This is a genomic window from Streptomyces sp. NPDC058464 (assembly GCF_042721035.1).
In the GTDB taxonomy this organism is placed as follows: domain Bacteria; phylum Actinomycetota; class Actinomycetes; order Streptomycetales; family Streptomycetaceae; genus Streptomyces.
In genome coordinates this window covers 197,774-218,672 of the sequence record NZ_JBHXMA010000018.1, presented here as the reverse complement: position 1 = coordinate 218,672, position 20,899 = coordinate 197,774, and the positions used below count along the sequence as shown (strand labels likewise).

Below are 20,899 nucleotides of genomic sequence, written 5' to 3'. Positions count from 1 at the left end.
CCTCACCCTCACCCTGCGCACCGGCGTCAAGTTCACCGACGGCACCACCCTCGACGCCGCCGCCGTCAAGACCAACCTCCTGCACACCAAGGGCGGTACCAACGAGGCCGCCGGCCAGCTCAAGGGCGTCAGCGGAGTGGACGTCGTGAACGCCACCACCGTCGCGGTGAAGCTCTCGGCCCCCGACCCCTCCCTGCTGGCCAACCTCGGCAACGTGGCCGGCATGATCGCCAGCCCCAAGGCCATCACCTCCGGCGCCCTCAAGTCCGGCCCGGTCGGCTCCGGGCCGTACACCCTGGACAAGTCCGCGACCACCGCCGGCAGCACCTACACCTTCGTCCGCAATCCGAGCTACTGGAACAAGTCGGCCTTCCCGTTCGACAAGATCGTCCTCAAGCCGATGACCGACCCCACCGCGACCCTCAACGCGCTGCGCTCGGGGCAGATCAACGGCGCGGTGCTGACCAGCGCGAAGAACATCGCACCGGCCCGGAGCAGCGGGCTCAAGATCACCAAGTACACCTCGGGTGACGTCGAGGGGCTGTACATATGGGACCGCACCGGCAAGCAGGTCAAGGCGCTCGGTGACGTCCGGGTCCGGCAGGCCCTCAACTACGCCTTCGACCGGTCCGCCATCGTCAAGACCGCCAAGGGCGGCATGGGTCAGGCGACGACCCAGATCTTCAACCCGGCCGGCTCCGCCTTCGACAGTTCACTGGACTCCAAGTACACCTACGACCCGGCCAAGGCCAAGAAGCTGCTCGCGGAGGCCGGTTACCCGAACGGGTTCTCGGTCACCATGCCCGACTTCTCCGCGATCTTCCCCGACCAGCAGGCCGCCATGACCCAGCAGCTGGCGGACATCGGCGTGAAGGTCAAGCTCGACAAGGTCCCGACCGACCAGGTCCTCAGCAAGCTGCTGGCCGGCAAGTACGCCATGTCCTACATGGTGCTGGCCTCCTTCCGCCCCTGGGACACCATCTCGACCGAGGTGACGAAGAGCGCGCTGTGGAACCCGCTGCACACCGCCGACCCCAAGGTGGAGTCGCTGGCCGCGAAGGCGCAGCAGGCCACCGGGGCCGAGCAGGACGCACTGTTCAAGGAGATCAACACCTACCTCGTCGACCAGGCCTGGAACGCCCCCTGGGACTCGGTGCAGAACGCCTACGCGACGAGCAAGGACATCACCTTCACGCCGCAGACCTACGCCGCCGTGCCGCCGATCTACAACTTCCGGCACGCGGGCTGAGCACGCGGTTCCCGCGCTCCGGGCCCGGAGAACCCGCCTCCCTCACTGTTACGATTCAGTTAGGCTCTCGGCGCGGTCCGGCGCATCGTCACGGTCGCTCCGAGACATCCTCCAGGAGGCCCCCATGGCGAACAGGTCCGGCCGCGTGACGGCGACCGATGTCGCCAGGGAGGCGGGGGTCTCGCAGACCACGGTCAGCTACGTGCTGAACGACGCGCCGCACCAGAAGATCTCGGAGTCGACCCGCCGCAAGGTGCTGGACGCCGTGGCCAAGCTGGGCTACCAGCCGTCGGCCGCGGCCCGGGCCCTGCGTCTGGGCCGCAGCGAACTGGTGCTCATGCTGCTTCCTGACGTGCCCGTGGGCGACTCCCTGGCGACCCTGGTGGAGTTGCTCGGCGACGAGCTGGAGCGGCACCGCCTCAGCCTGATCACCCGGCGCACCCAGCACTCCCCGGTGAGTTCGCTGTGGCGGGAGTTCATGCCCGCCGCCGTGCTGACGTCCCTCGGCGTCTGCGCCGAGGACATGGCCGCCATGCGGGCGGCGGGCATCCCCGTGGTGAGCGTGGAGATCGACGCGGCGACGCATCCGCTCGGCCTGCCGATCCACCAGACGCTCATCGGCAGGATGCAGGTCGAGCGGCTGGCGGCGACGGGCCACACCCACCTCGGTTATGCCGCGCCCCGGCAGCCCCGGCTCCGGGACTTCCTCGAACCGCGACTCGCCGGCGTCCGCGCCGCCTGCGCGGAACTGGGTCTGGCGGCCCCGGCCGTGCTCGACGTCCCCCTGGACGCCGCGGCGGCAGCAGCCGCGGCCGACCAGTGGCACTCGGCCGTCCCCGCCGTCACCGGGGTGTGCGCGTACAACGACGAGACCGCCTTCGCGCTCCTCGCCGGTATGCGCCGCGTCGGCCTCAGCGCCCCGGGTGACCTGGCCGTGATCGGCGTCGACAACGACAAACTGGCGCCGTTCGCCGTACCGCCGCTGACCACGATCGACAACAACCTGGACATCCTCGCCGGCCGCGTGGCGCGTCTGGTCGTCAGCAGCATCGCCGGCGACACCGTCTCCGCCGCGCCGCAGTCGGTCCCGGTGAGCCTCGTGGTCCGGGAATCCGCCTGACACGTCCGGCGCGCCGGCCCTAGGCCACTTCCGGAGAAATATCCGTTGCGGGGGTCTTGTCGTCCCGCTGAACTCGGCCTACGTTACGCATACGTTTCACTTGTACGTATCAGTAGATGCTTTCGGCCACCGGGTCCAAGTGACTGAAACCCGTTGAGGCCCCTCGAGTCGGCCTCTCCCTCCCCTTCTCCCCTCCCCGTTCCCGCGAAGGCGGCATCGACCTCACGCCGCCAGGTCATCCACTCACCAGCGGAGCACGACATGCGAAGAATCACGCTGACGGCCGCATCTGCGGCCCTGATGCTGTCCGTGGCCGGGTGCAGTTCCGCCTCAGGGGCGGGTTCGAGCGGCTCGGCCGCCGGCGGCACCCTCACCCTGGCCCCCATCGTCGAGGCCCAGCCGTGGGACCTGGCCGACGCCGGACTCGGCAACAACACCCAGTACTACCAGCCTGTATACGACTCCCTGCTGCGGCTCTCGCCCAGCGCCGAGGTCAAGCCCAACCTGGCCACCAAGTGGTCGTACAACAGCGACCGGACCGCCCTCACCCTCACCCTGCGCACCGGCGTCAAGTTCACCGACGGCACCACCCTCGACGCCGCCGCCGTCAAGACCAACCTCCTGCACACCAAGGGCGGTACCAACGAGGCCGCAGGCCAGCTCAAGGGCGTCAAGAGCGTCGACGCGGTGGACGCGTCCACGGTCGCGATCACGCTCTCGGCCCCCGACCCCTCGCTCCTCGCCAACCTCGGCAGCGTGGCCGGCATGATCGCCAGCCCCAAGGCGATCAGCTCCGGCGCCCTCAAGTCCGGCCCCGTGGGCTCCGGGCCGTACACGCTGGACAAGTCCGCGACCACGGCGGGCAGCACCTACACCTTCGTCCGCAATCCGAGCTACTGGAACAAGTCGGCCTTCCCCTTCGACAAGATCGTCCTCAAGCCGATGACCGACCCGACGGCCACGCTGAACGCCCTGCGCTCGGGCCAGCTCAGCGGCGCCCTGCTGACCAGCGCCAAGAACATCGCACCGGCCCAGGGCAGCGGACTCAAGATCACCAAGTACACCTCGGGCGACGTCGAAGGCGTCTACATCTGGGACCGCGAGGGCAAGCAGGTCAAGGCGCTCGGTGACGTCCGGGTCCGGCAGGCCCTCAACTACGCCTTCGACCGGTCCGCCATCGTCAAGACCGCCAAGCAGGGAATGGGGCAGTCCACCACCCAGGTCTTCAACCCGGCCGGCCCGGCCTTCGACGGCTCGCTGGACACGAAGTACACGTACGACCCGGCCAAGGCCAAGAAGCTGCTCGCGGAGGCCGGTTACCCCAACGGGTTCTCGGTCACCATGCCGGACTTCTCCACCTTCTTCCCCGACCAGCAGGCGGCCATGACCCAGCAGCTGGAGGACATCGGGATCAAGGTCAAGATCGACAAGATCCCCACCAGCCAGGTGCTCACCGCCCTGCTCTCGGGCAAGTACCCGATCTCCTACATGACGTTGGCCTCCTTCCGCCCCTGGGACACCATCCGGCTCGAAGTGGCCTCGGACGCCCTGTGGAACCCGCTGCACACCTCCGACCCCAAGGTCACCGCCCTGATCGCCAAGGCGCAGAAGGCGACCGGCAGCGCCCAGGACGCGCTGTTCAAGGAGATCAACACCTACCTCGTCGACCAGGCCTGGAACGCCCCCTGGGACTCGGTGCAGAACGCCTACGCGACCAACAAGAACGTCACCTTCACCCCGCAGACCTACTCCGCCGTACCGCCCATCTACAACTTCAAGCCCGCCGGCTGACCGGGTCCCCGGTGCACGCCCGTCAGGGAGAAGGAAGGAGGAGAGACCAGTGATCGTTTTCCTGGCCCGGCGCGTCGCCGCCGGACTGGTGCTGGTCGTGGTGATCGCGACCACGACCTTCGCGCTGATGGGCCTGACCGGCTCCGACCCGGCGCGCCAGATCGTCGGGCAGACCGCCACCCAGCAGCAGGTGGCGGCCAAGTCCCGGGAACTGGGACTCGACCAGCCGATGGCCGAGCGCTACTGGCACTGGCTGACGGACGCGGTGCAGGGCAACCTCGGCACCTCGTGGTTCAGCGGCGAGTCCGTGACGGACTCGCTCACCAACCGGCTGCCGGTCACCCTGTCGATCGTGCTGGCCGCCCTGCTGGTCTCGGCGGTGCTCAGCACGGTGCTGGGAGTCGCCGCCGCGGTCCGCCGCGGCGCACTGGACCAACTGGTGCAACTGCTCGCCGTGGTGGGCTTCGCGGTGCCCAGCTTCCTGGTCGCGCTGGTGCTCGCCGTGGTGGTCGGCGTCGACCTGGGCTGGCTGCCCGCGACCGGCTACGTCCCGCTGGCGACCTCGGCGAGCGGCTGGCTGAAGTCGATCACCCTGCCCGCGCTGTCGCTCGCCGTCGGCGCGGTCGCCGCCACCGCTCAGCAGGTCCGCGGCTCCATGGTGGACGTGCTGCGCGCCGACTACGTCCGCACCCTGCGCGCCCGTGGCATCAGCGAGCGCAGCCTGCTGTTCCGGCACGCCCTGCGCAACGCCGCCCCCGCCGCCCTGACCGTGCTCGCCCTGCAGTTCATCGGCCTGGTCGGCGGTGCCGTGGTGGTGGAGAAGGTGTTCGGGCTCAACGGGATCGGCTCGCAGGCGACCGGCGCCGGGGCACAGGGCGACACCCCCGTCGTCATGGGCGTCGTCGTGGTCATGGTCGCCATCGTCGTGATCGTCAACATCGCGCTCGACGTGGCGTACGGCTGGCTCAACCCGAAGGTGCGTGTCGGATGACCCTCCCCCAGTCCGAAGCCCTCACCCCCGGCGGCGCGGCCGCACCGGCCCCGGTACGCGCGGGCCTCGTGCGGCGGCTGCTGCGCAACCCGGTGGCCGTCGGCTGTCTCGCCGTCCTCGCGCTCATCGCGCTGGCGAGCCTGTTCGCTCCGCTGCTGACCGACCAGGACCCGGCGCACTCCTCCCTCACCGAGACCCTCGCCCCGGCCGGCGGAGCACATCCGCTGGGCGGCGACGGCGTCGGCCGCGACGTGCTGGCCCGGCTGCTCTACGGCGGTCGCACCAGCCTGCTCGGCGCCCTGATCGCCGTGTCCGTCGCGCTGGTGATCGGCGTTCCCTCCGGCCTGCTGGCCGGCTACTACCGCAAGTGGTTCGACGCCGTGAGCAGTTGGGTGGCCAACATCCTGATGGCGGTACCGGCCATCGTCGTGCTGCTGGTCGTGATGTCCGCGGTGGGCCAGAACACCTACGTCGCCATGGCGGTCTTCGGCGTACTGATGTCGCCGGGCGTGTTCCGGCTGATCCGTGCCTCGGCGATCTCCGTGCGCGAGGAGCTGTACGTGGACGCGGCCCGGGTCTCCGGACTGACCGACGGCAGGATCGTGCGCCGGCACATCCTGCCCGTGGTGCAGGCGCCGACCATCATCCAGGCCGCCCAGATGCTCGGGCTGGCCATCGTCATCCAGTCCGGCCTGGAGTTCCTGGGGCTGGGCTCGGCGACCCAGGCCAGCTGGGGCTCGATGCTCAACGACGCGTTCGCCAACATCTACACCAAGCCGGTCCTGATGCTGTGGCCCGGAGGCGCGCTCGCGCTCACCGTCGCCGCGTTCGGTCTGCTGGGCAACGCGCTGCGCGACGCGCTGGACGCGAGCGCGGGAAGCGGGCGGGGGCGGCGGACGCGCAGGGCCGTCAGGAACGCAGCGAGGGCCAGGAAGGCGGAGCAGGCGGCGAAGGCCGTGAAGGCCGTGAACTCCGCGCCCGCCGAGGGCATCGGCACCGGCCCGAGCACCGCGACCGTGGCCGTGGCCGTGGCGGAGGCGGAGGCCGAGGCGAAGGCGGAGGCCGAGGCGAAGGCGGAGGCCGAGGCGGAGGCGGAGGCCGAGGCGGAGGCGGAGGCCGGGAGCCCTGAGAGCCCGGAAGACACGAGGAGTTCCGCGGATGTCGGCGGCGCGCGGCAGCCGAAGCCGGCGGTCGCCTCCGCGCAGGACGACGACGCCCCCTTGCTCGTCCTGGACGGTCTGCACGTCTCCTACCCGGCCGAGCACGGGGAGAAGGCCGTCGTCGACGGGGTGTCCCTGACCGTCCGCAAGGGCGAGGTGCTCGGGCTGGTCGGCGAGTCCGGGTCGGGCAAGAGCCAGACCGCGTTCGCCGTGCTCGGCCTGCTGCCGCCGGAGGCGCTGGTCTCCGCCGACCGCCTCGTGTTCGACGGGGCGGAACTCGGCCGGCTCAGCCGTACGGAGATGAACCGGCTCCGCGGCCGGCGGATCGCGTACGTGCCGCAGGAGCCGATGTCCAACCTGGATCCGTCCTTCCGGATCGGAGCCCAGCTGGTCGAGCCGGTCCGCCGGCATCTGCGGCTCTCGGCCTCGGAGGCGCGGACGAAGACCCTGGGCCTGCTGGAGCGGGTGGGCATCGCCGACCCCGAGCGGGTGTTCGCCTCCTACCCGCACCAGATCTCCGGCGGCATGGCCCAGCGCGTCCTCATCGCCGGGGCGGTGTCCTGCGATCCCGACCTGCTGATCGCCGACGAGCCCACCACGGCGCTGGACGTGACCGTGCAGGCCGAGGTGCTGGACCTGATGCGGTCGCTCCAGCGTGAACGGAACATGGGCATGATCCTGGTGACCCACGACTTCGGTGTGGTGGCCGACATCTGCGACCGCGTCACGGTGATGCAGACCGGCCAGGTGGTGGAATCCGCCCCCGCGCGCGAGCTGTTCGCCGCACCCCGGCACCCGTACACCCGCATGCTCCTGGCGTCGACGCTGGAGGACGCCGAGCCGCGCGCCCCGCTCGGCCGCGCCACCGCGAAGGCGGCCGCCGGGGCCATGCACACCGCACGTCAGGAGGGCCGGGCATGACCGGGACACTGGACAAGGACCGCCCGGCACCGGCCCCCGCGCCGACCTCGGCGGAGCCGCTGCTGGTCGCCGACGAGGTGGTCGTGGAGTACCCGGCGAAGGGCTGGCGCAAGCCGCCGTTCCGGGTCCTGAAGGGGGTGTCGCTCACCATCGGCGCGGGCGAGACCCTCGGTCTGGTCGGCGAGTCGGGGTCCGGGAAGACGACCCTGGGCCGCGCCATCCTCGGCCTCGCCCCGGTCACCTCCGGCAGCGTCCGCTACGACGGCCGGGTCATCTCCGGCCTGGGACGCAGGGAGCGGCGGGCGCTGAGCAGCGAGATCCAGGTGGTGTTCCAGGATCCGTACACCTCGCTGAACCCGGCGATGACGGTGAACGACATTCTCAGCGAGCCGCTGACCGTCGCGGGGACCTCGCGTGCGGAGGCCGAGCGGCGGGTGAAGGACCTGCTGGACCAGGTGCGGCTGCCCGCCGACGCCGGACAGCGGCTGCCCCGGGAGTTCTCCGGCGGCCAGCGGCAGCGCGTCGCCATCGCCCGGGCGCTGTCCCGGGACCCGCGGATCGTGGTCTGCGACGAGCCGGTCAGCGCGCTGGACCTGTCGACCCAGGCGCGGGTCCTCGACCTGTTCGTGGAGATCCAGGAACGCACCGGCGTCGCCTATCTCTTCATCACCCACGACCTCTCCGTGGTGCGGCACATCAGCCACCGGGTGGCGGTCATGTACCGCGGTGAGATCGTCGAGTCCGGGGACGCGGCGAAAGTCACCGCCACGCCCGAACACCCCTACACCCAGCGGCTGTTGCTGGCGGCGCCGGTACCCGATCCCGAACGGCAGGCGCAGCGCCGGGCCGAGCGGCGGCGGCTGGCGGCCACCGGTGCCCCGACGGCAGCGACCACGGCAGCCACCACGGCAGCCACCACGGCAGCCACGACAGGAGACACGGAATGACCCCGCCGCCGCCCGCATCCACGAACCCGGCCGCTGCCGCTGCCAACCCCCTCGTCCCCGGATTCCACCCCGACCCCAGCGTCACCCGGGTCGGCGACGACTACTACCTCGCCTGCTCCAGCTTCGAGTACTTCCCGGGGATCCCGCTCTTCCACAGCCGCGACCTGGTGACCTGGCGGCAGATCGGCAACGCGGTGACCCGGCCGGGGCAGCTCGCGCTGGAGAAGACACCACTGCTCGGCGGTGCCTGGGCGCCCACCATCCGCTTCCACGACGGCCGCTTCTGGCTGGTCGTCACCGACGCGATGGGGCGCGGCAGTCTGATCCTCACCGCCGACCGGGCCGAGGGCCCGTGGTCCGACGGCATCGTCATGCAGGGCGTGTCCGGCATCGACCCGGACATCGCCTGGGACGCCGACGGCACCTGCTTCGTCACGTACTCGGGCCTGCGCCTGGACGGCGACCGGGCCGGCGAGCACCTGGGCATCCAGCAGGTCCGCATGGACCCCGGGACCGGCCGGGCCCTGGAAGAACCCCGGTCGCTGTGGTCGGGGACCGGGCTGATGTTCCCCGAGGCCCCGCACCTCTACGAGATCGACGGCGTCTGGTACCTGATGATCGCCGAGGGCGGCACCGAGCGCGGCCACGCCGTGAGCATCGCCCGCTCCGACCGGCCCGACGGCCCCTTCGAGGGCTGCCCGGCCAACCCCGTGCTCAGCGCCCGCAGTACCGACCGGCCGGTGCAGAACACCGGCCACGCCGACCTCGTACGCACCCCCGACGGCGGCTGGGCGCTCGTCATGCTGGGCATGCGACCGCGCGGACTGACCCGCGCTTTCTCCCCCATGGGCCGGGAGACGTTCGGCACCGCCCTGGAGTGGGTCGACGGCTGGCCCGTGGTGCGGCCGGTCGAGCCGGGCCCGACCACGGAACCGGTCGCGTTCGAGGACGACTTCACCGGTGCCGTGCTCGGCCCGCAGTGGATCTCGGTGCGCACCCCGGCCGCCGACTGGTCCTCGCTGACCGAACGGCCCGGCCGGCTCGTGGTGCACGCCGACGGCTCCACGATGGACGACTCCCGGCCGCGCTTCGTCGGACGCAGGCAGCAGCACCAGGCGGCCGAGTTCTCGGTGCGGATGGACTGCTCCGGCGGCACCGGCGGACTGAGCCTGCGCATCGACGAACACCACCACTACGACATCGAGGCGGGCGCCGGCACGGTCCGGGCCCGCGCCCGGGTGGGCGGCCTCCGGCAGGTCTGGGAACAGCCGCTGCCGGGTCCGGCGGACGAGGTGACGGTACGGATCGTGGTCGAGCCGACCGACACGGCGGGCCCCGACGCGCTCGGCCCGGACCTGGTCCGGCTGTGCGTCGGGACCCCGGCCGGCCCGGTGGAACTGGCCGCGCTCGACGGCCGCTACGTGTCCGCGGAGACCGCCGCCGCGTTCACCGGCCGGGTCGTCGGCGTGTACGCCGCCGAGGGCGTCGTCGCCTTCGACCGGTTCCGCTACCGGGGCCAGGACCCGGCGGCCCCGGCCCCGCGGCCCTGAGACCCGCCCGAACGTCCTCCCCCCGCCTCCCCCCGCCTCCCCCTTTGCTCCCCTCCCCCTGCTCCGAGGAGAACTCCGTGACCCGGCAGTCCGCCAACCCCACCCCCGACACCGACACCGAAGCCGAGTTGGGGCGGCGCGTCGCCACGCTCACCCTGGAGCAGAAGGTACGGCTGCTCACCGGCGGGGACTTCTGGTCCCTGCGTCCGGAACCCGACGCCGGTCTGCGCCGGCTGGTCGTCTCGGACGGCCCCGCCGGGGTGCGCGGCGAACTCTGGGACGAGCGCACGCCGTCCGCGAACGTCCCGTCGCCCACCGCTCTCGCCGCCACCTGGGACGAGCCGCGCGTCGAGCGGCTGGGCGGACTGCTCGCCCACGAGGCGCGTGCCAAGGGCGTGGACGTCCTGCTCGCCCCCACCGTGAACCTGCACCGCACCCCCTACGGCGGCCGGCACTTCGAGTGCTTCAGCGAGGACCCGCTGCTCACCGGCCGGATCGGGGCGGCCTATGTGCGCGGCGTGCAGCGCGGCGGAGTGGCCGCGACCGTGAAGCACTTCGTCGGCAACGACTCCGAGACCCAGCGGACGACCGTCGACGCGCGGATCGACGAGCGCGTCCTGCGGGAGCTGTACCTCGCGCCGTTCGAGGTGATCGTCCGCGAGGCCCGGGTCTGGGCGGTGATGGCCGCGTACAACGGCGTCAACGGGCACTCGATGACCGAGAGCCCGCTGCTGCGCGAGGTGCTGCACGAGGAGTGGGGCTTCGACGGGGTGGTGATGTCGGACTGGTTCGCCACCCGCACCACCGAGCCGTCCGCGCGCGCCGCCCTCGACCTGGTGATGCCGGGCCCGCTGGGGCCGTGGGGCGAGGCGCTGGTCACCGCCGTGCAGGAGGGCAAGGTGGACGAGGAGCTGGTGGACGACAAGGTGCTGCGCATACTGCGACTGGCCGCCCGGGTCGGCGCGCTGGACGGCCTGCCCGCCGCCACTGAGCCGCCGGCGTACGACGCCGCGTCGGTGGCGGGTCTGCTGCGGGAGACGGCCGCCGCCGGTTTCGTCCTCACGCGCAACGAGGACGCCGTGCTGCCCCTGGACCGCGCCGCGCTGCGCCGGGTGGCCGTGCTCGGCCCGAACGCGGCGGTGGCGCGGACCCTCGGTGGCGGCAGCGCCACCGTCTTCCCGCCGTACACCGTCTCGCCGCTCGCCGGGCTGCGGGCCGCGCTCGGGGACTCGGTCGAGGTCACGCACGGCGTCGGGGTCACCCCGCAGAACCGCACACCCGTGGCGGGCCTGCCGTTCCTGGGCCGTCCCGACGGTACCGGCGACGGCGTGGAGGTGCGTTACCTGGCCGCCGACGGGACCGTGCTGGGCTCCGAGCCGCGCGCCGCGGCGGCGTACACCTGGATGGGATCGTACGGGCCCGGGATCGCCTCCGGTGCGGTCGCCCGGATCGAGGTGCGCACGGTGCTGCGCGCGGCGGCGGGGGCCGGCCGGTACGGGATCGGCGCCTCGGGCCTGGGACGCTTCCGGATGTCCGTGGCCGGGACGGAGGTGTTCGACGTGCAGCTGGCGCTGCCGCCCGGCGCCGACCTGGTGGAGGGCCTGCTCAGCCCGCCGCAGAACCTCCACGACGTCGAACTGGCCGAGGGCGAGGAGACCGAGGTCGTCCTCGTGCACGACGCCCCCGCGGCCGACGAGGGCATAGCGGCAGGGGTCACCGCGCTCCAGCTCAACCTCATGCCGCCGCGGGGCAGCGACGACGAGGAGATCGAGCGGGCCGTGGCGCTCGCCCGTGCCGCCGACGTCGCCGTGGTGGTGGTCGGCACCACCGAGGAGGTCGAGAGCGAGGGCTTCGACCGTACCGGCCTTGCCCTGCCCGGCCGCCAGGACGAACTCGTCCGCCGGGTCGCCGCGGCCAACCCGCGCACGGTCGTGGTGGTCAACTCCGGTGCCCCGGTGCTGCTTCCGTGGGCCGACGAGGTGGCGGCGGTGCTGCTGGCCTGGTTCCCCGGGCAGGAGTTCGGCGACGCGCTCGCCGACGTCCTGCTGGGCGCGGCGGAACCGGGCGGACGGCTGCCCACCGAGTGGCCCGCCACCGAGGACGGCACACCGTCCACCCAGCCGGTGGACGGTGTGCTCCGCTACGACGAGGGGCTGTACGTCGGCCACCGGGGTCAGGGCCGCCCGGACCGGACGCCGCCGCGGTACGGCTTCGGGCACGGCCTGGGCTACACCAGCTGGGAGTACGTCGCGGTCGAGGCGCCCGGCGCGGTGCCGGCCGGCGAGGGCGGCACCGTGACCGTGCGGGTCCGCAACACCGGTACCCGGCACGGCAAGGAGGTCGTGCAGGTGTACGCGGAGCGGCCGGACGGGGCCGTGGAGCGGCCGGCGCGCTGGCTGGCCGGGTTCGCCGTGGTCGAGGCGGCGGCCGGCGAGGAGGCCGTGGCGACGGTGGCCGTGGACGCGCGGGCCTTCCGGCACTGGGACACCGCGGCACACGCGTGGGCGTACGAACCCGGTGACTTCACGCTGCGGGCGGGTCCGTCGTCGCTGCGGCTGCCGCTGGCCACCCGGGTCACGGTGGCGGGAGCGGGAGGCGACGATGAGCGCTGACCGGGCCACGGAGATCACCGCATGGCGGCAGACCGAGATCGTCCTCACCGGCACGCGTGACCACGCCAACCCGTACACCGACGTGGACGTGTGGGCCGAGTTCACCCACGAGTCCGGCCGGGTGCTGCGCCGCCCGGCCTTCTGGGACGGCGACCGCACCTGGCGGATCCGCTTCGCCTCCCCGGAGCCGGCCGGCCGCTGGACCTGGCGCTCCGGCGCCTCGGACGGGGACCCCGGACTCGACGGGCGGACGGGCACGTTGACGGTCCGCCCGGCCGCCACCGGCACCGGCACCGGCACCGACACCGACCCCTTCCACCGTCACGGTTTCTGGCGCATGTCCCCCGGCGGACGCAGCCTCGTGCACGCCGACGGGACGCCCGCGCTGCTGGTCGGCGACACCGCCTGGGCGTTGCCCTGGCGGGCCACCGAGGAACAGGCCGCGCACTATGCCGCCGACCGGCGGGCCAAGGGCTTCAACGCGGCCCTGTTGATGAGCGTCCAGCCCGACATGGACGCGCGCGGGCCCCGCGACCGCACCGCCGACGAGGGCTTCGACGTCGGCTTCGAGGACCTTCCCACCGGCCACGTCAACGTGCTGAACCCGACGTACTTCCGGTACCTCGACCGGCTGACCGGCATCCTGCGCGACCACGGGATCGTGCCCGTGCTCCAGCCGCTGTTCCACGGCTTCGGCTGGAAGGGCCTGCGGACGGCCGGCCCGGTCGTCCCGCCGCAGGAGTACGCGCGCTACTGCCGCTACCTGGTCGCCCGTTACGGTGCCGCCCCGGTGGTCTACCTGGTGGGCGCCGACGGCGAAGGCGGCGAGCCGCAGATCGCGGCGGGCGGCGCCGAGGTGGGGCGGTGGGACGCCTACGGCCAGCCCTGCGGCATCCACTACCGCCCGCACTCCGCCAACCGCGCCCACCAGGGCGAGCCCTGGCTGCACTTCCAGTGGTGCCAGACCGGGCACATGGGCGGGCACGTCCAGGAGCGGGTAGCCGACATGTGGCGCAACACCCCGCCCAAGGCGGTCGCCAACGGCGAGCCGACCTACGAGGATCCCGGCGCCGGCCGGGCCACCGGCTGGTGGCAGGGGCACGAGGCGTGGAGCAACCTCTGCGCGGGCGGCACGATGGGCGTCGTCTACGGCGCGGCGAGCCTGTGGCAGTGGCGGCTGCACCCGGCCGAACCCGGGCACACGGAGTTCTTCCTGGCGAAGGACGCGGGCTGGCGGGAGGCGCTGGACTTCGAGGGATCGCGGTACGTCGGCCTGGTCGGCCGGATCCTCGACGGCCTCCCCCTCACCGACATGCGCCCGGACTGGTGCGCCAGCCTGGCGCCGCGCGGCCTGTCCGTCCCCGGTGTGCTGTACGTCTGCTACGCGGAGGAGGGCGGTCCGCTGCGGGGCATCGCCCCCGACGTGCCCCTGCCCTATCGCGTGGTCGACCCCCGTACCGGCGAGACGGTCCGCGAGGGCGTGAGGGCCGACGCCGCCGACTGGGTGCCCGACGAGGGCGGAGCCCCCCGCGTGTACATCTGCCATGACCCGGATCGGAGTTGAGCCCGTGCGGAGCACTGTCGGCACCCCCGTCTTCGAGCACCATCGCGATCCCCTGGGCATCGGCGAGCCCGCGCCCCGGCTGAGCTGGCGGACGGAGACCGACGTCCCGGACTGGCGGCAGAGCGCCCACCAGATCCAGGTCACCGATGCCGGAGGCGCCGTCACCACGGACACCGGGCACGTCGAGTCCGCCGAGTCCGTCCTGGTCCCCTGGCCCGGCGCGCGGCTCGGCTCGCGCGAGCGGGTCGGAGTGCGCGTCCGGGTGTGGGGCGAGGGAGAGGGCGAACCCTCGCCCTGGTCGCCGGTCGGATACGCGGAGACCGGCCTGCTGGAGCCCGCCGACTGGACGGCCCGGCCCGTCACCCCCGACTCCGGGACCCCCGACGGGCCCCTGCCCGCGGCCCTGCTGCGGCATGACTTCGACCTGACCGGTCCCATCGCCTCGGCCCGGCTGTACAGCACCGCCTACGGTGTCTACACGGCCGAGATCAACGGCGCAGCCGTCGGCGACCACGTCCTGTCCCCCGGCTGGACCTCCTACCGACACCGGCTGCGTTACCAGACCTTCGACGTGACCGCCCTGCTGCGGCCCGGCCGCAACGCCCTCGGCGCGCTGCTCGGCGAGGGCTGGTACACCGGGCGCCTCGGCTTCGGCGGCGGCAGCCGGCACCTCTACGGTGAACAGCGGGCGCTCCTGGCCCAGTTGGAGATCGAGTACGCCGACGGCACGACGGCGGTCGTCGGCACCGACGGTCGGTGGCGCACGGCGACCGGCGCCGTGCTGCGCTCGGAGATCTACGACGGCGAGGCCTACGACGCCCGCCTGGCGCAACCGGGCTGGTCCACACCGGAGTTCGACGCGTCCGACTGGCGGCCTGTCACCGAACTCGCCGCGCCCACCGCCGAACTGGTGGCCCCGACCGGCCCACCGGTCCGGCGCATCGAGACCCTGCGCCCGGCCGAGGTGCTCACCACGCCCTCCGGGCGGACCGTCCTGGACTTCGGCCAGAACCTGGTCGGGCGGCTGCGGATCCGGGTGTCGGGTCCGGCCGGCCACGAGGTGACCCTGCGCCACGCCGAGGTACTGGAGGACGGCGAGCTGAGCGTCCGCCCGCTGCGGCACGCCCGCGCCACGGACACCTATGTGCTGCGCGGCGAGGGGGTGGAGACCTACGAGCCGCACTTCACGTTCCACGGCTTCCGCTACGCCGAGGTGGGCGGCTGGCCGGGCGCGCTCGACCCCGCCGACGTCGAGGCGGTGGTCCTGCACACGGACCTGGAGCGCACCGGCTGGTTCGCGTGCTCCGACCCGCTGGTGAACCGGCTGCACGAGAACGTCGTGTGGGGCATGCGCGGCAACTTCCTGGACGTCCCCACGGACTGCCCGCAGCGCGACGAACGCATGGGCTGGACCGGCGACCTCCAGGTCTTCGCCCCCACCGCGTCCTTCCTCCACGACTGCTCCGGCATGCTGGCCGGCTGGCTGCGCGACCTGGCCGCCGAACAGCTGGCCCGGCCGGACGGGGTGCCGCCGCTGGTCGTGCCCGACGTGCTGCCGGACATCTTCCCGCCGACCGCGCAGGCGGTGTGGGGCGATGTCGCGGTGCTGCTGCCGTGGACGCTGTACCAGCGGTTCGGGGACCTGGGGGTGCTGCGCGACCAGTACCCGAGCATGCTGGCCTGGGGCGAGGCCACGATCCGGCTGGTCGCGGAGGGCGGCGGCCTGTGGCGGCAGGAGTTCCAGCTCGGGGACTGGCTGGACCCGGCGGCCCCGCCGGACCGGCCGGGCGACGCCCGCACCGACGGGGACCTGGTGGCGAACGCCTATGTCGTCCGCTCGGCCGAGGTGCTGGCCGACACCGCCGCGCTGCTCGGCCACGAGGACGACGCGGCCCGCTTCCGGGAGCACGCGCGGGCGGTGCGGGAGCGGTTCGCCGACCGCTTCGTCACCCCGGACGGCCTGCTCTCCTCCGACGCGCAGACGGCGTACGCGCTGGCCCTGAACTTCGCGCTGCTGCCGACGCAGCGGCAGCGGCGGGGCGCGGCGGAGCGGCTGGCCGACGTCGTGCGGCGCGCTTCCTTCCGGATCGCCACCGGCTTCGCGGGTACACCGCTGATCTGCGACGCCCTGTGCGCGGCGGGCGAGCCGCAGCTGGCCTACCGGATGCTGCTGGAGAAGGAGTGCCCGTCATGGCTGTACCCGGTGACCATGGGCGCCACCACGGTCTGGGAGCGCTGGGACTCGATGCTGCCCGACGGCAGCGTCAATCCGGGTGAGATGACCTCGTTCAACCACTACGCGCTGGGTGCGGTCGCCGACTGGCTGCACCGCACGGTGGCGGGTCTGGCGGCCGCCGGACCGGGCTGGCGGCGCCTGCGCATCGCCCCGGTGCCGGGCGGGGACCTGACCTGGGCGAGGGCGGCGCACCTCACCCCGTACGGCAGGGCGGAGGCGGGCTGGCGCATCGAGGAGACGCCCGAGGGGCGCGTGCTGGTGGTCGAGGCCCTGATTCCGCCGGGCACCCGCGCCGAGGTCCTTCTTCCGGACGGCGCGGCCCCACGGGAGATCGGCCCAGGCCGCCACACGTTCCGGCACACCTGGACACCACCGTCGGCGGAAGCCCCCTAGGGGCGCCGCGGGTACCCCCGGCCGAAGGCCGGGGGAGGAACTGCGCGACCGGCCCCCACCGGTCCGCGGCCGAAGAACCGGCAACAACAGGACCCGCAAGCCATTCAGCCTGCGGGTCCCTCAGTCACGTCGGCCTAAAGCCGGCGCAGCGTCACGCCGCCTTGGGGGCGTTCACGTCCGACGGCAGCGCCTTCTGGGCCACCTCGACGAGCGCGGCGAAGGCGTTGGCGTCGTTGACGGCCAGCTCCGCGAGGATCTTGCGGTCGACCTCGACGTTCGCGGCCTTCAGGCCCTGGATGAAGCGGTTGTAGGTGATGCCGTTGGCGCGGGCAGCGGCGTTGATGCGCTGGATCCACAGCTGACGGAAGTCGCCCTTGCGCTTCTTGCGGTCGTTGTAGTTGTAGACCAGAGAGTGGGTGACCTGCTCCTTGGCCTTGCGGTACAGGCGCGAGCGCTGACCGCGGTAGCCGGAGGCCGCCTCGAGGATCGCCCGGCGCTTCTTGTGGGCGTTGACTGCCCGCTTGACGCGTGCCACTTTTTAACTCCTTGTAGCGGGGCCGCGGTTGGACTCACGCGGCCCGGAAACGACTGGGTCCCGGTTGTGCTGACTCAGGGCGCCGTGCGGGCGCCCGCGTGTCACTTGCCGAGAAGCTTCTTGATCTTCGCGGTGTCACCCGGGGCCATCTCGGCGTTGCCGGTGAGGCGGCGCGTCACACGGGACGACTTGTGCTCGAGCAGGTGGCGCTTGCCGGCGCGCTCACGCAGGACCTTGCCGGAACCGGTGACCTTGAAGCGCTTGCTGGCACCGCTGTGCGTCTTGTTCTTCGGCATAGCGCCGTTATCTCCTCGTCGGTGGCGCTCCGGTGCCCGGTCGTGAAACCGGGCACGGTGGAACGTCGCTCTTGTATCGGTTACAACCTGGGACTCTCGCCCCTGGGTGCTGACCTGGGGCGGGTTACCCCGGGGTCACGCCTCGACATGCTCCTCGGCGGGCGCCTCGGCCTCGACCTCGGCGGCTTCGTCCTCGGCGGCGTCGAATTCCGCGGCGTTCTGCGAGCGGCCGGGGTTGGCCTTCGCTTCCGCCTTGCGGGCCTCCTGCGCCTGCCGGGCCTCGGCCATCGCCTCGGTCTTCTTCTTGTGCGGACCGAGAACCATGATCATGTTCCGGCCGTCCTGCTTCGGGTTCGACTCCACGAAACCGAGGTCCTGGACGTCCTCCGCGAGACGCTGCAGCAGTCGGTAGCCCAGTTCGGGCCGGGACTGCTCGCGACCACGGAACATGATCGTGATCTTGACCTTGTCGCCCTGCTTGAGGAACCGAACGACGTGACCCTTCTTGGTGTCATAGTCGTGCGGGTCGATCTTCGGCCGGAGCTTCATTTCCTTGATGACCGTGTGCGCCTGGTTCTTGCGCGCCTCACGGGCCTTCATGGCCGACTCGTACTTGAACTTCCCGTAGTCCATGAGCTTGCAGACCGGCGGACGCGCACTCGCCGCCACCTCGACCAGGTCGAGGTCGTACTCCTGCGCAAGCTCCAGCGCCTTGGCAAGCGGAACAATCCCGACCTGCTCGCCGCTGGGACCGACAAGTCGCACCTCGGGTACGCGAATCCGGTCGTTGATGCGGGGCTCGGTGCTGATGGATCCTCCTCGGTAGCACCACGCGGCGGCCTGGCGGGCAACCGCGTAACGTCTGTTTCCGTAAGACCTAACCGCACCGAAGCAGAAAAAATGCCCCGGACGATCACAGGCGGGGCTCCTCGCACTACCGGAGCACCGCCGCGGGGATCGCGGGGCGCACTATCGGACGGAACGCCGTCGCCGTAGCGGCGAAGCGACCGTCTGACCGGTGACCCGCCGCCCGAAAGGGCGGTCAGGTGGGAGTTCGGAGCCTCCACTTGTGGGCCGGTTCAGTTAGCCGTGAGGCACATCTGTCCGGCCGGTCGTCACACAAGGCTAGCAGCAAAGCCGAGACAGGGCTAATTGAGACGACCTGGGGCTAAGTAAGAGCCCCGTTCCCCCTGCGCCTATCGTGTGGGGCATGAGTGAGACGCCCCTTCCCGGCCCCGGTGACGCCGAGCAGCCCGACTTCGACGAGATGACCCGCGACATCGCCGAGGTCCCCGCGGTCGAGGTGATCGTGACGGTCGCCGTCAACCTGATGAGCGCCGCGGCCGTGAAGCTCGGTCTGGCCCCACAAGAAGGGGAGGGCGACAAGTACAAGGACCTGGACGAGGCCCGCAAGCTGGTCACCGCCCTCGCCGGGCTGCTCGACGCGTCCGCGACCGAGATCAGCTCCTTCCACGCGGCCCCGCTGCGGGACGGCCTGAAGTCGCTGCAGCTGGCCTTCCGCGAGGCCTCGATCGTCCCCGACGAGCCCGGCCAGGGCCCCGGCGAGAAGTACACCGGCCCGGTCTACGGCTAGTGGCCGGTTCGGCGGTCAGTCCCTGACGTACAAGGGCTCGCCCGGAGGCGTGGTCCCGGCCGGCAGCAGTGCCAGGTCGAGACCGTGCACCAGGCGGGCCCTCAGTGTCCCGTCGGCGGCGAGCCGCTCGGCGACGGCCCGGGCGGTCTCGGCGGGCGGTGCGGCGGCGGGGTCGAGGACCAGCGCCAGCGTGCCGTCGGCCGGCCCGGGCCCGAGGTGGGCACGGAGCACGGCCGGTTCGGCGGCCACCGCGGCCCGGACGGCACCGACCACGGCCGGGTCGGTGAGCGGATCGGTGGTCGTGCGTCCCTCCGCGAGGGCGAGCAGCGCGGAGCCGGTCAGTTCGAACGGCACCGGCCCCGCCAGGTCCAGCACCACCGTGTCGGCCTTCTCGTGCGCGGCGGCCTGGAGCGCCTGGTGCAGGGGTACGGCGACGGGCCGGGCCGCCGAGTCCCAGCGGGCCAGCGACTCGGTGGAGGTGAAGGCCGGCAGCGCGGTGCGGTGGCCCGCCTTCAGGGTGGGGACGGCCATGTCGCTGGTCTTCTCGCGGCGCAGCCCGTTCTCGTCCTCCTCGACCTCGCCGAGCACGGCGACCACCGGGACCAGCAGCCGGGCGCCCTTCAGCGCCTCCAGGACCGGTCCGACGGCGCTGCGGTCCCCGGCCCAGGCGGCCAGCGCGGCGGCCAGCCGGGGGTCTGCGGAGCCGTCGTCGTCGGAGTAGCCGGAGTCGGGAATGTTCTTGTTCGCCACGGTCCCCGACCCTATCGGTGGGATGCTGCTGCGGTTGTGCGGCCCCCGAAACCGCCTCGACACGGGTTTCACGGGAATCTCAGATTTCCCTGACCTACTTCTAACTTCCAGCAAACGGCTCACACAGTCCCCGCCCCCAGCATCGCGGGCATGGAGTCCCCCAGAGCCACCTCAGGATCCCGCCGGGCCCGGCGCCGCGGCCGGCCCCGGCGCCGGGCCGTTCTCTACGTCTCCCTCGCCACGGTCGCCGTCGTCGGCGCCACCGCGGCCGGGACCGTGTACGTGAAGGCGCACGCGCGCGGCAACGCCGTATCCTCGGCGACGTCGCCGGCGCCGTCCTCCTCGGCCTCGGCCTCGGCGAGTGGGGAGGCATCGGTGGAACCCGTGACGGAGCCGGCGGTGGACCGGGACGCGCTGCTGAGGTCGGCGATGGGGAAGGTGACCGTGCCGTCCGGGGCGAAGGTCTCCGCGGCGGTCCTCGACCTCGACACCGGCGACGGCGCGACCTACGGCGACTCGGCCTTCGACACCGCGAGCATCGTCAAGGTCGACATCCTCGCGACACTGCTGCTGCAGGCGCAGGACGCCGGCCGGCATCTGACGGCGACGGAGAAGGCGTACGCCACGAAGATGATCGAGAACAGCGACAACACGTCGGCGTCCCAGCTGTGGGACGTCATCGGCAAGGCGACGGGCCTGGACGCCGCGAACAAGCGGTTCGGGCTGACGTCGACCGAAGGCGGCGACGGAGCGCTGTGGGGGCTCACACAGACCACCGCCGCCGATCAACTCACCCTGCTCCAGCAGGTGTTCGGGGACGACTCGAAGCTGAGCGAGGCCTCGCAGGAGTACATCCAGGGGCTGATGAAGACGGTCGAGTCGGACCAGCGGTGGGGCGTCTCGGCCGCCGCCGACGGTTCGGCGTTCGAGCTGAAGAACGGGTGGCTGGCGCGGAGCACGACGGGCCTGTGGGACGTCAACAGCATCGGGCGGGTGACGGTGGACGGGACGGACTACCTGGTCGCCGTGCTGTCGAAGGGGACCGTGAGCCAGGCGAAGGGAATCTCACTGGTGGAGGCGGCCGCGAAGGCGGCGGTGGGGTCCTTCACGGAGTCTTCCGAGTCTGCTTCGGCTTCGGCTTCGGCTTCGGCTTCGCAGTAACGGGGAGGGTTCGACGGTTCGCGGGCGGG

The 20,899-nt window shown here is 72.2% G+C and carries 16 protein-coding genes; 12 read left to right on the top strand and 4 right to left on the bottom strand.

Translation table 11 applies throughout. The annotated features are described in order from the left end of the window. The 10 genes from ACFWPQ_RS24255 to ACFWPQ_RS24210 all read left to right on the top strand — a co-directional run. The coding region (locus ACFWPQ_RS24255; RefSeq protein ID WP_384038389.1) for an ABC transporter substrate-binding protein at positions 1-1,249 on the top strand (1,249 nt) is incomplete at its 5' end. 124 nt (positions 1,250-1,373) lie between these two features. Beyond that, positions 1,374-2,369, top strand: a complete 996-nt coding sequence (locus ACFWPQ_RS24250; protein ID WP_384038386.1) for a LacI family DNA-binding transcriptional regulator — start codon at positions 1,374-1,376, stop codon at positions 2,367-2,369. 261 nt (positions 2,370-2,630) lie between these two features. Next, entirely contained in the window at positions 2,631-4,160 is a 1,530-nt protein-coding gene (locus ACFWPQ_RS24245) for an ABC transporter substrate-binding protein (RefSeq protein ID WP_384038383.1), read from the top strand. A gap of 49 nt (positions 4,161-4,209) precedes the next feature. Further along, positions 4,210-5,151: an ABC transporter permease gene (locus ACFWPQ_RS24240; RefSeq protein ID WP_384038380.1), complete on the top strand. Its 942-nt coding sequence runs from the start codon at positions 4,210-4,212 to the stop codon at positions 5,149-5,151. Then, complete coding sequence (locus tag ACFWPQ_RS24235; protein WP_384038377.1) at positions 5,148-7,232, top strand: dipeptide/oligopeptide/nickel ABC transporter permease/ATP-binding protein; 2,085 nt, start codon at positions 5,148-5,150, stop codon at positions 7,230-7,232. The genes ACFWPQ_RS24240 and ACFWPQ_RS24235 overlap by 4 nt, the downstream gene beginning before the upstream one ends. Continuing rightward, positions 7,229-8,179: an ATP-binding cassette domain-containing protein gene (locus ACFWPQ_RS24230; RefSeq protein WP_384038374.1), complete on the top strand. Its 951-nt coding sequence runs from the start codon at positions 7,229-7,231 to the stop codon at positions 8,177-8,179. Before ACFWPQ_RS24235 ends, ACFWPQ_RS24230 begins: the two co-directional genes overlap by 4 nt. Continuing rightward, positions 8,176-9,729: a glycoside hydrolase family 43 protein gene (locus ACFWPQ_RS24225; RefSeq protein WP_384038372.1), complete on the top strand. Its 1,554-nt coding sequence runs from the start codon at positions 8,176-8,178 to the stop codon at positions 9,727-9,729. The genes ACFWPQ_RS24230 and ACFWPQ_RS24225 overlap by 4 nt, the downstream gene beginning before the upstream one ends. A gap of 77 nt (positions 9,730-9,806) precedes the next feature. Further along, a complete protein-coding gene (locus ACFWPQ_RS24220; RefSeq protein ID WP_384038369.1) occupies positions 9,807-12,341 on the top strand; it encodes a beta-glucosidase in 2,535 nt (844 codons plus the stop codon). Beyond that, complete coding sequence (locus tag ACFWPQ_RS24215) at positions 12,331-13,905, top strand: DUF4038 domain-containing protein (RefSeq protein WP_384038366.1); 1,575 nt, start codon at positions 12,331-12,333, stop codon at positions 13,903-13,905. Before ACFWPQ_RS24220 ends, ACFWPQ_RS24215 begins: the two co-directional genes overlap by 11 nt. 4 nt (positions 13,906-13,909) lie before the next feature. After that, positions 13,910-16,534, top strand: a complete 2,625-nt coding sequence (locus ACFWPQ_RS24210; RefSeq protein WP_384038363.1) for a family 78 glycoside hydrolase catalytic domain — start codon at positions 13,910-13,912, stop codon at positions 16,532-16,534. A 151-nt stretch (positions 16,535-16,685) separates the two neighbouring features. Here ACFWPQ_RS24210 and rplT read toward each other — a convergent pair whose 3' ends face one another. The 3 genes from rplT to infC all read right to left on the bottom strand — a co-directional run bounded on the left by rplT (position 16,686) and on the right by infC (position 18,175). Further along, complete coding sequence (gene rplT, locus ACFWPQ_RS24205; protein WP_020938960.1) at positions 16,686-17,069, bottom strand: 50S ribosomal protein L20; 384 nt, start codon at positions 17,067-17,069, stop codon at positions 16,686-16,688. A 101-nt stretch (positions 17,070-17,170) separates the two neighbouring features. Then, the gene (gene rpmI, locus ACFWPQ_RS24200; protein WP_046726698.1) at positions 17,171-17,365 is read right to left on the bottom strand and encodes a 50S ribosomal protein L35; all 195 of its coding nucleotides are present in this window, start codon (positions 17,363-17,365) and stop codon (positions 17,171-17,173) included. A gap of 135 nt (positions 17,366-17,500) precedes the next feature. After that, entirely contained in the window at positions 17,501-18,175 is a 675-nt protein-coding gene (infC, locus tag ACFWPQ_RS24195; RefSeq protein ID WP_350788731.1) for a translation initiation factor IF-3, read from the bottom strand. Positions 18,176-18,575: 400 nt separating this feature from the next. On the opposite strand from infC, the gene ACFWPQ_RS24190 reads away from it, so the two are divergent. Beyond that, complete coding sequence (locus ACFWPQ_RS24190) at positions 18,576-18,959, top strand: DUF1844 domain-containing protein (RefSeq protein WP_384038360.1); 384 nt, start codon at positions 18,576-18,578, stop codon at positions 18,957-18,959. A gap of 15 nt (positions 18,960-18,974) precedes the next feature. On the opposite strand, the gene ACFWPQ_RS24185 is transcribed toward ACFWPQ_RS24190, so the two are convergent. Then, positions 18,975-19,709 (bottom strand): SseB family protein, encoded by a 735-nt coding sequence (locus tag ACFWPQ_RS24185; protein WP_384038357.1) that lies wholly within the window; start codon positions 19,707-19,709, stop codon positions 18,975-18,977. 150 nt (positions 19,710-19,859) lie between these two features. Between ACFWPQ_RS24185 and ACFWPQ_RS24180 the strand changes: the two genes are divergently transcribed. Further along, positions 19,860-20,870 (top strand): serine hydrolase, encoded by a 1,011-nt coding sequence (locus ACFWPQ_RS24180; protein WP_384038354.1) that lies wholly within the window; start codon positions 19,860-19,862, stop codon positions 20,868-20,870. The last annotated feature ends 29 nt before the right edge of the window (positions 20,871-20,899 follow it).

Excerpts from the sequence above, each read along its gene's own strand:
- ACFWPQ_RS24250 (WP_384038386.1), top strand. The coding sequence starts at position 1,374 with ATGGCGAACAGGTCCGGCCGCGTGACGGCGACCGATGTCGCCAGGGAG.
- ACFWPQ_RS24245 (WP_384038383.1), top strand. The coding sequence starts at position 2,631 with ATGCGAAGAATCACGCTGACGGCCGCATCTGCGGCCCTGATGCTGTCC.
- ACFWPQ_RS24235 (WP_384038377.1), top strand. The coding sequence starts at position 5,148 with ATGACCCTCCCCCAGTCCGAAGCCCTCACCCCCGGCGGCGCGGCCGCA.
- ACFWPQ_RS24230 (WP_384038374.1), top strand. The coding sequence starts at position 7,229 with ATGACCGGGACACTGGACAAGGACCGCCCGGCACCGGCCCCCGCGCCG.
- ACFWPQ_RS24225 (WP_384038372.1), top strand. The coding sequence starts at position 8,176 with ATGACCCCGCCGCCGCCCGCATCCACGAACCCGGCCGCTGCCGCTGCC.
- ACFWPQ_RS24215 (WP_384038366.1), top strand. The coding sequence starts at position 12,331 with ATGAGCGCTGACCGGGCCACGGAGATCACCGCATGGCGGCAGACCGAG.
- rpmI (WP_046726698.1), bottom strand. The coding sequence starts at position 17,365 with ATGCCGAAGAACAAGACGCACAGCGGTGCCAGCAAGCGCTTCAAGGTC.
- ACFWPQ_RS24190 (WP_384038360.1), top strand. The coding sequence starts at position 18,576 with ATGAGTGAGACGCCCCTTCCCGGCCCCGGTGACGCCGAGCAGCCCGAC.
- ACFWPQ_RS24180 (WP_384038354.1), top strand. The coding sequence starts at position 19,860 with ATGGAGTCCCCCAGAGCCACCTCAGGATCCCGCCGGGCCCGGCGCCGC.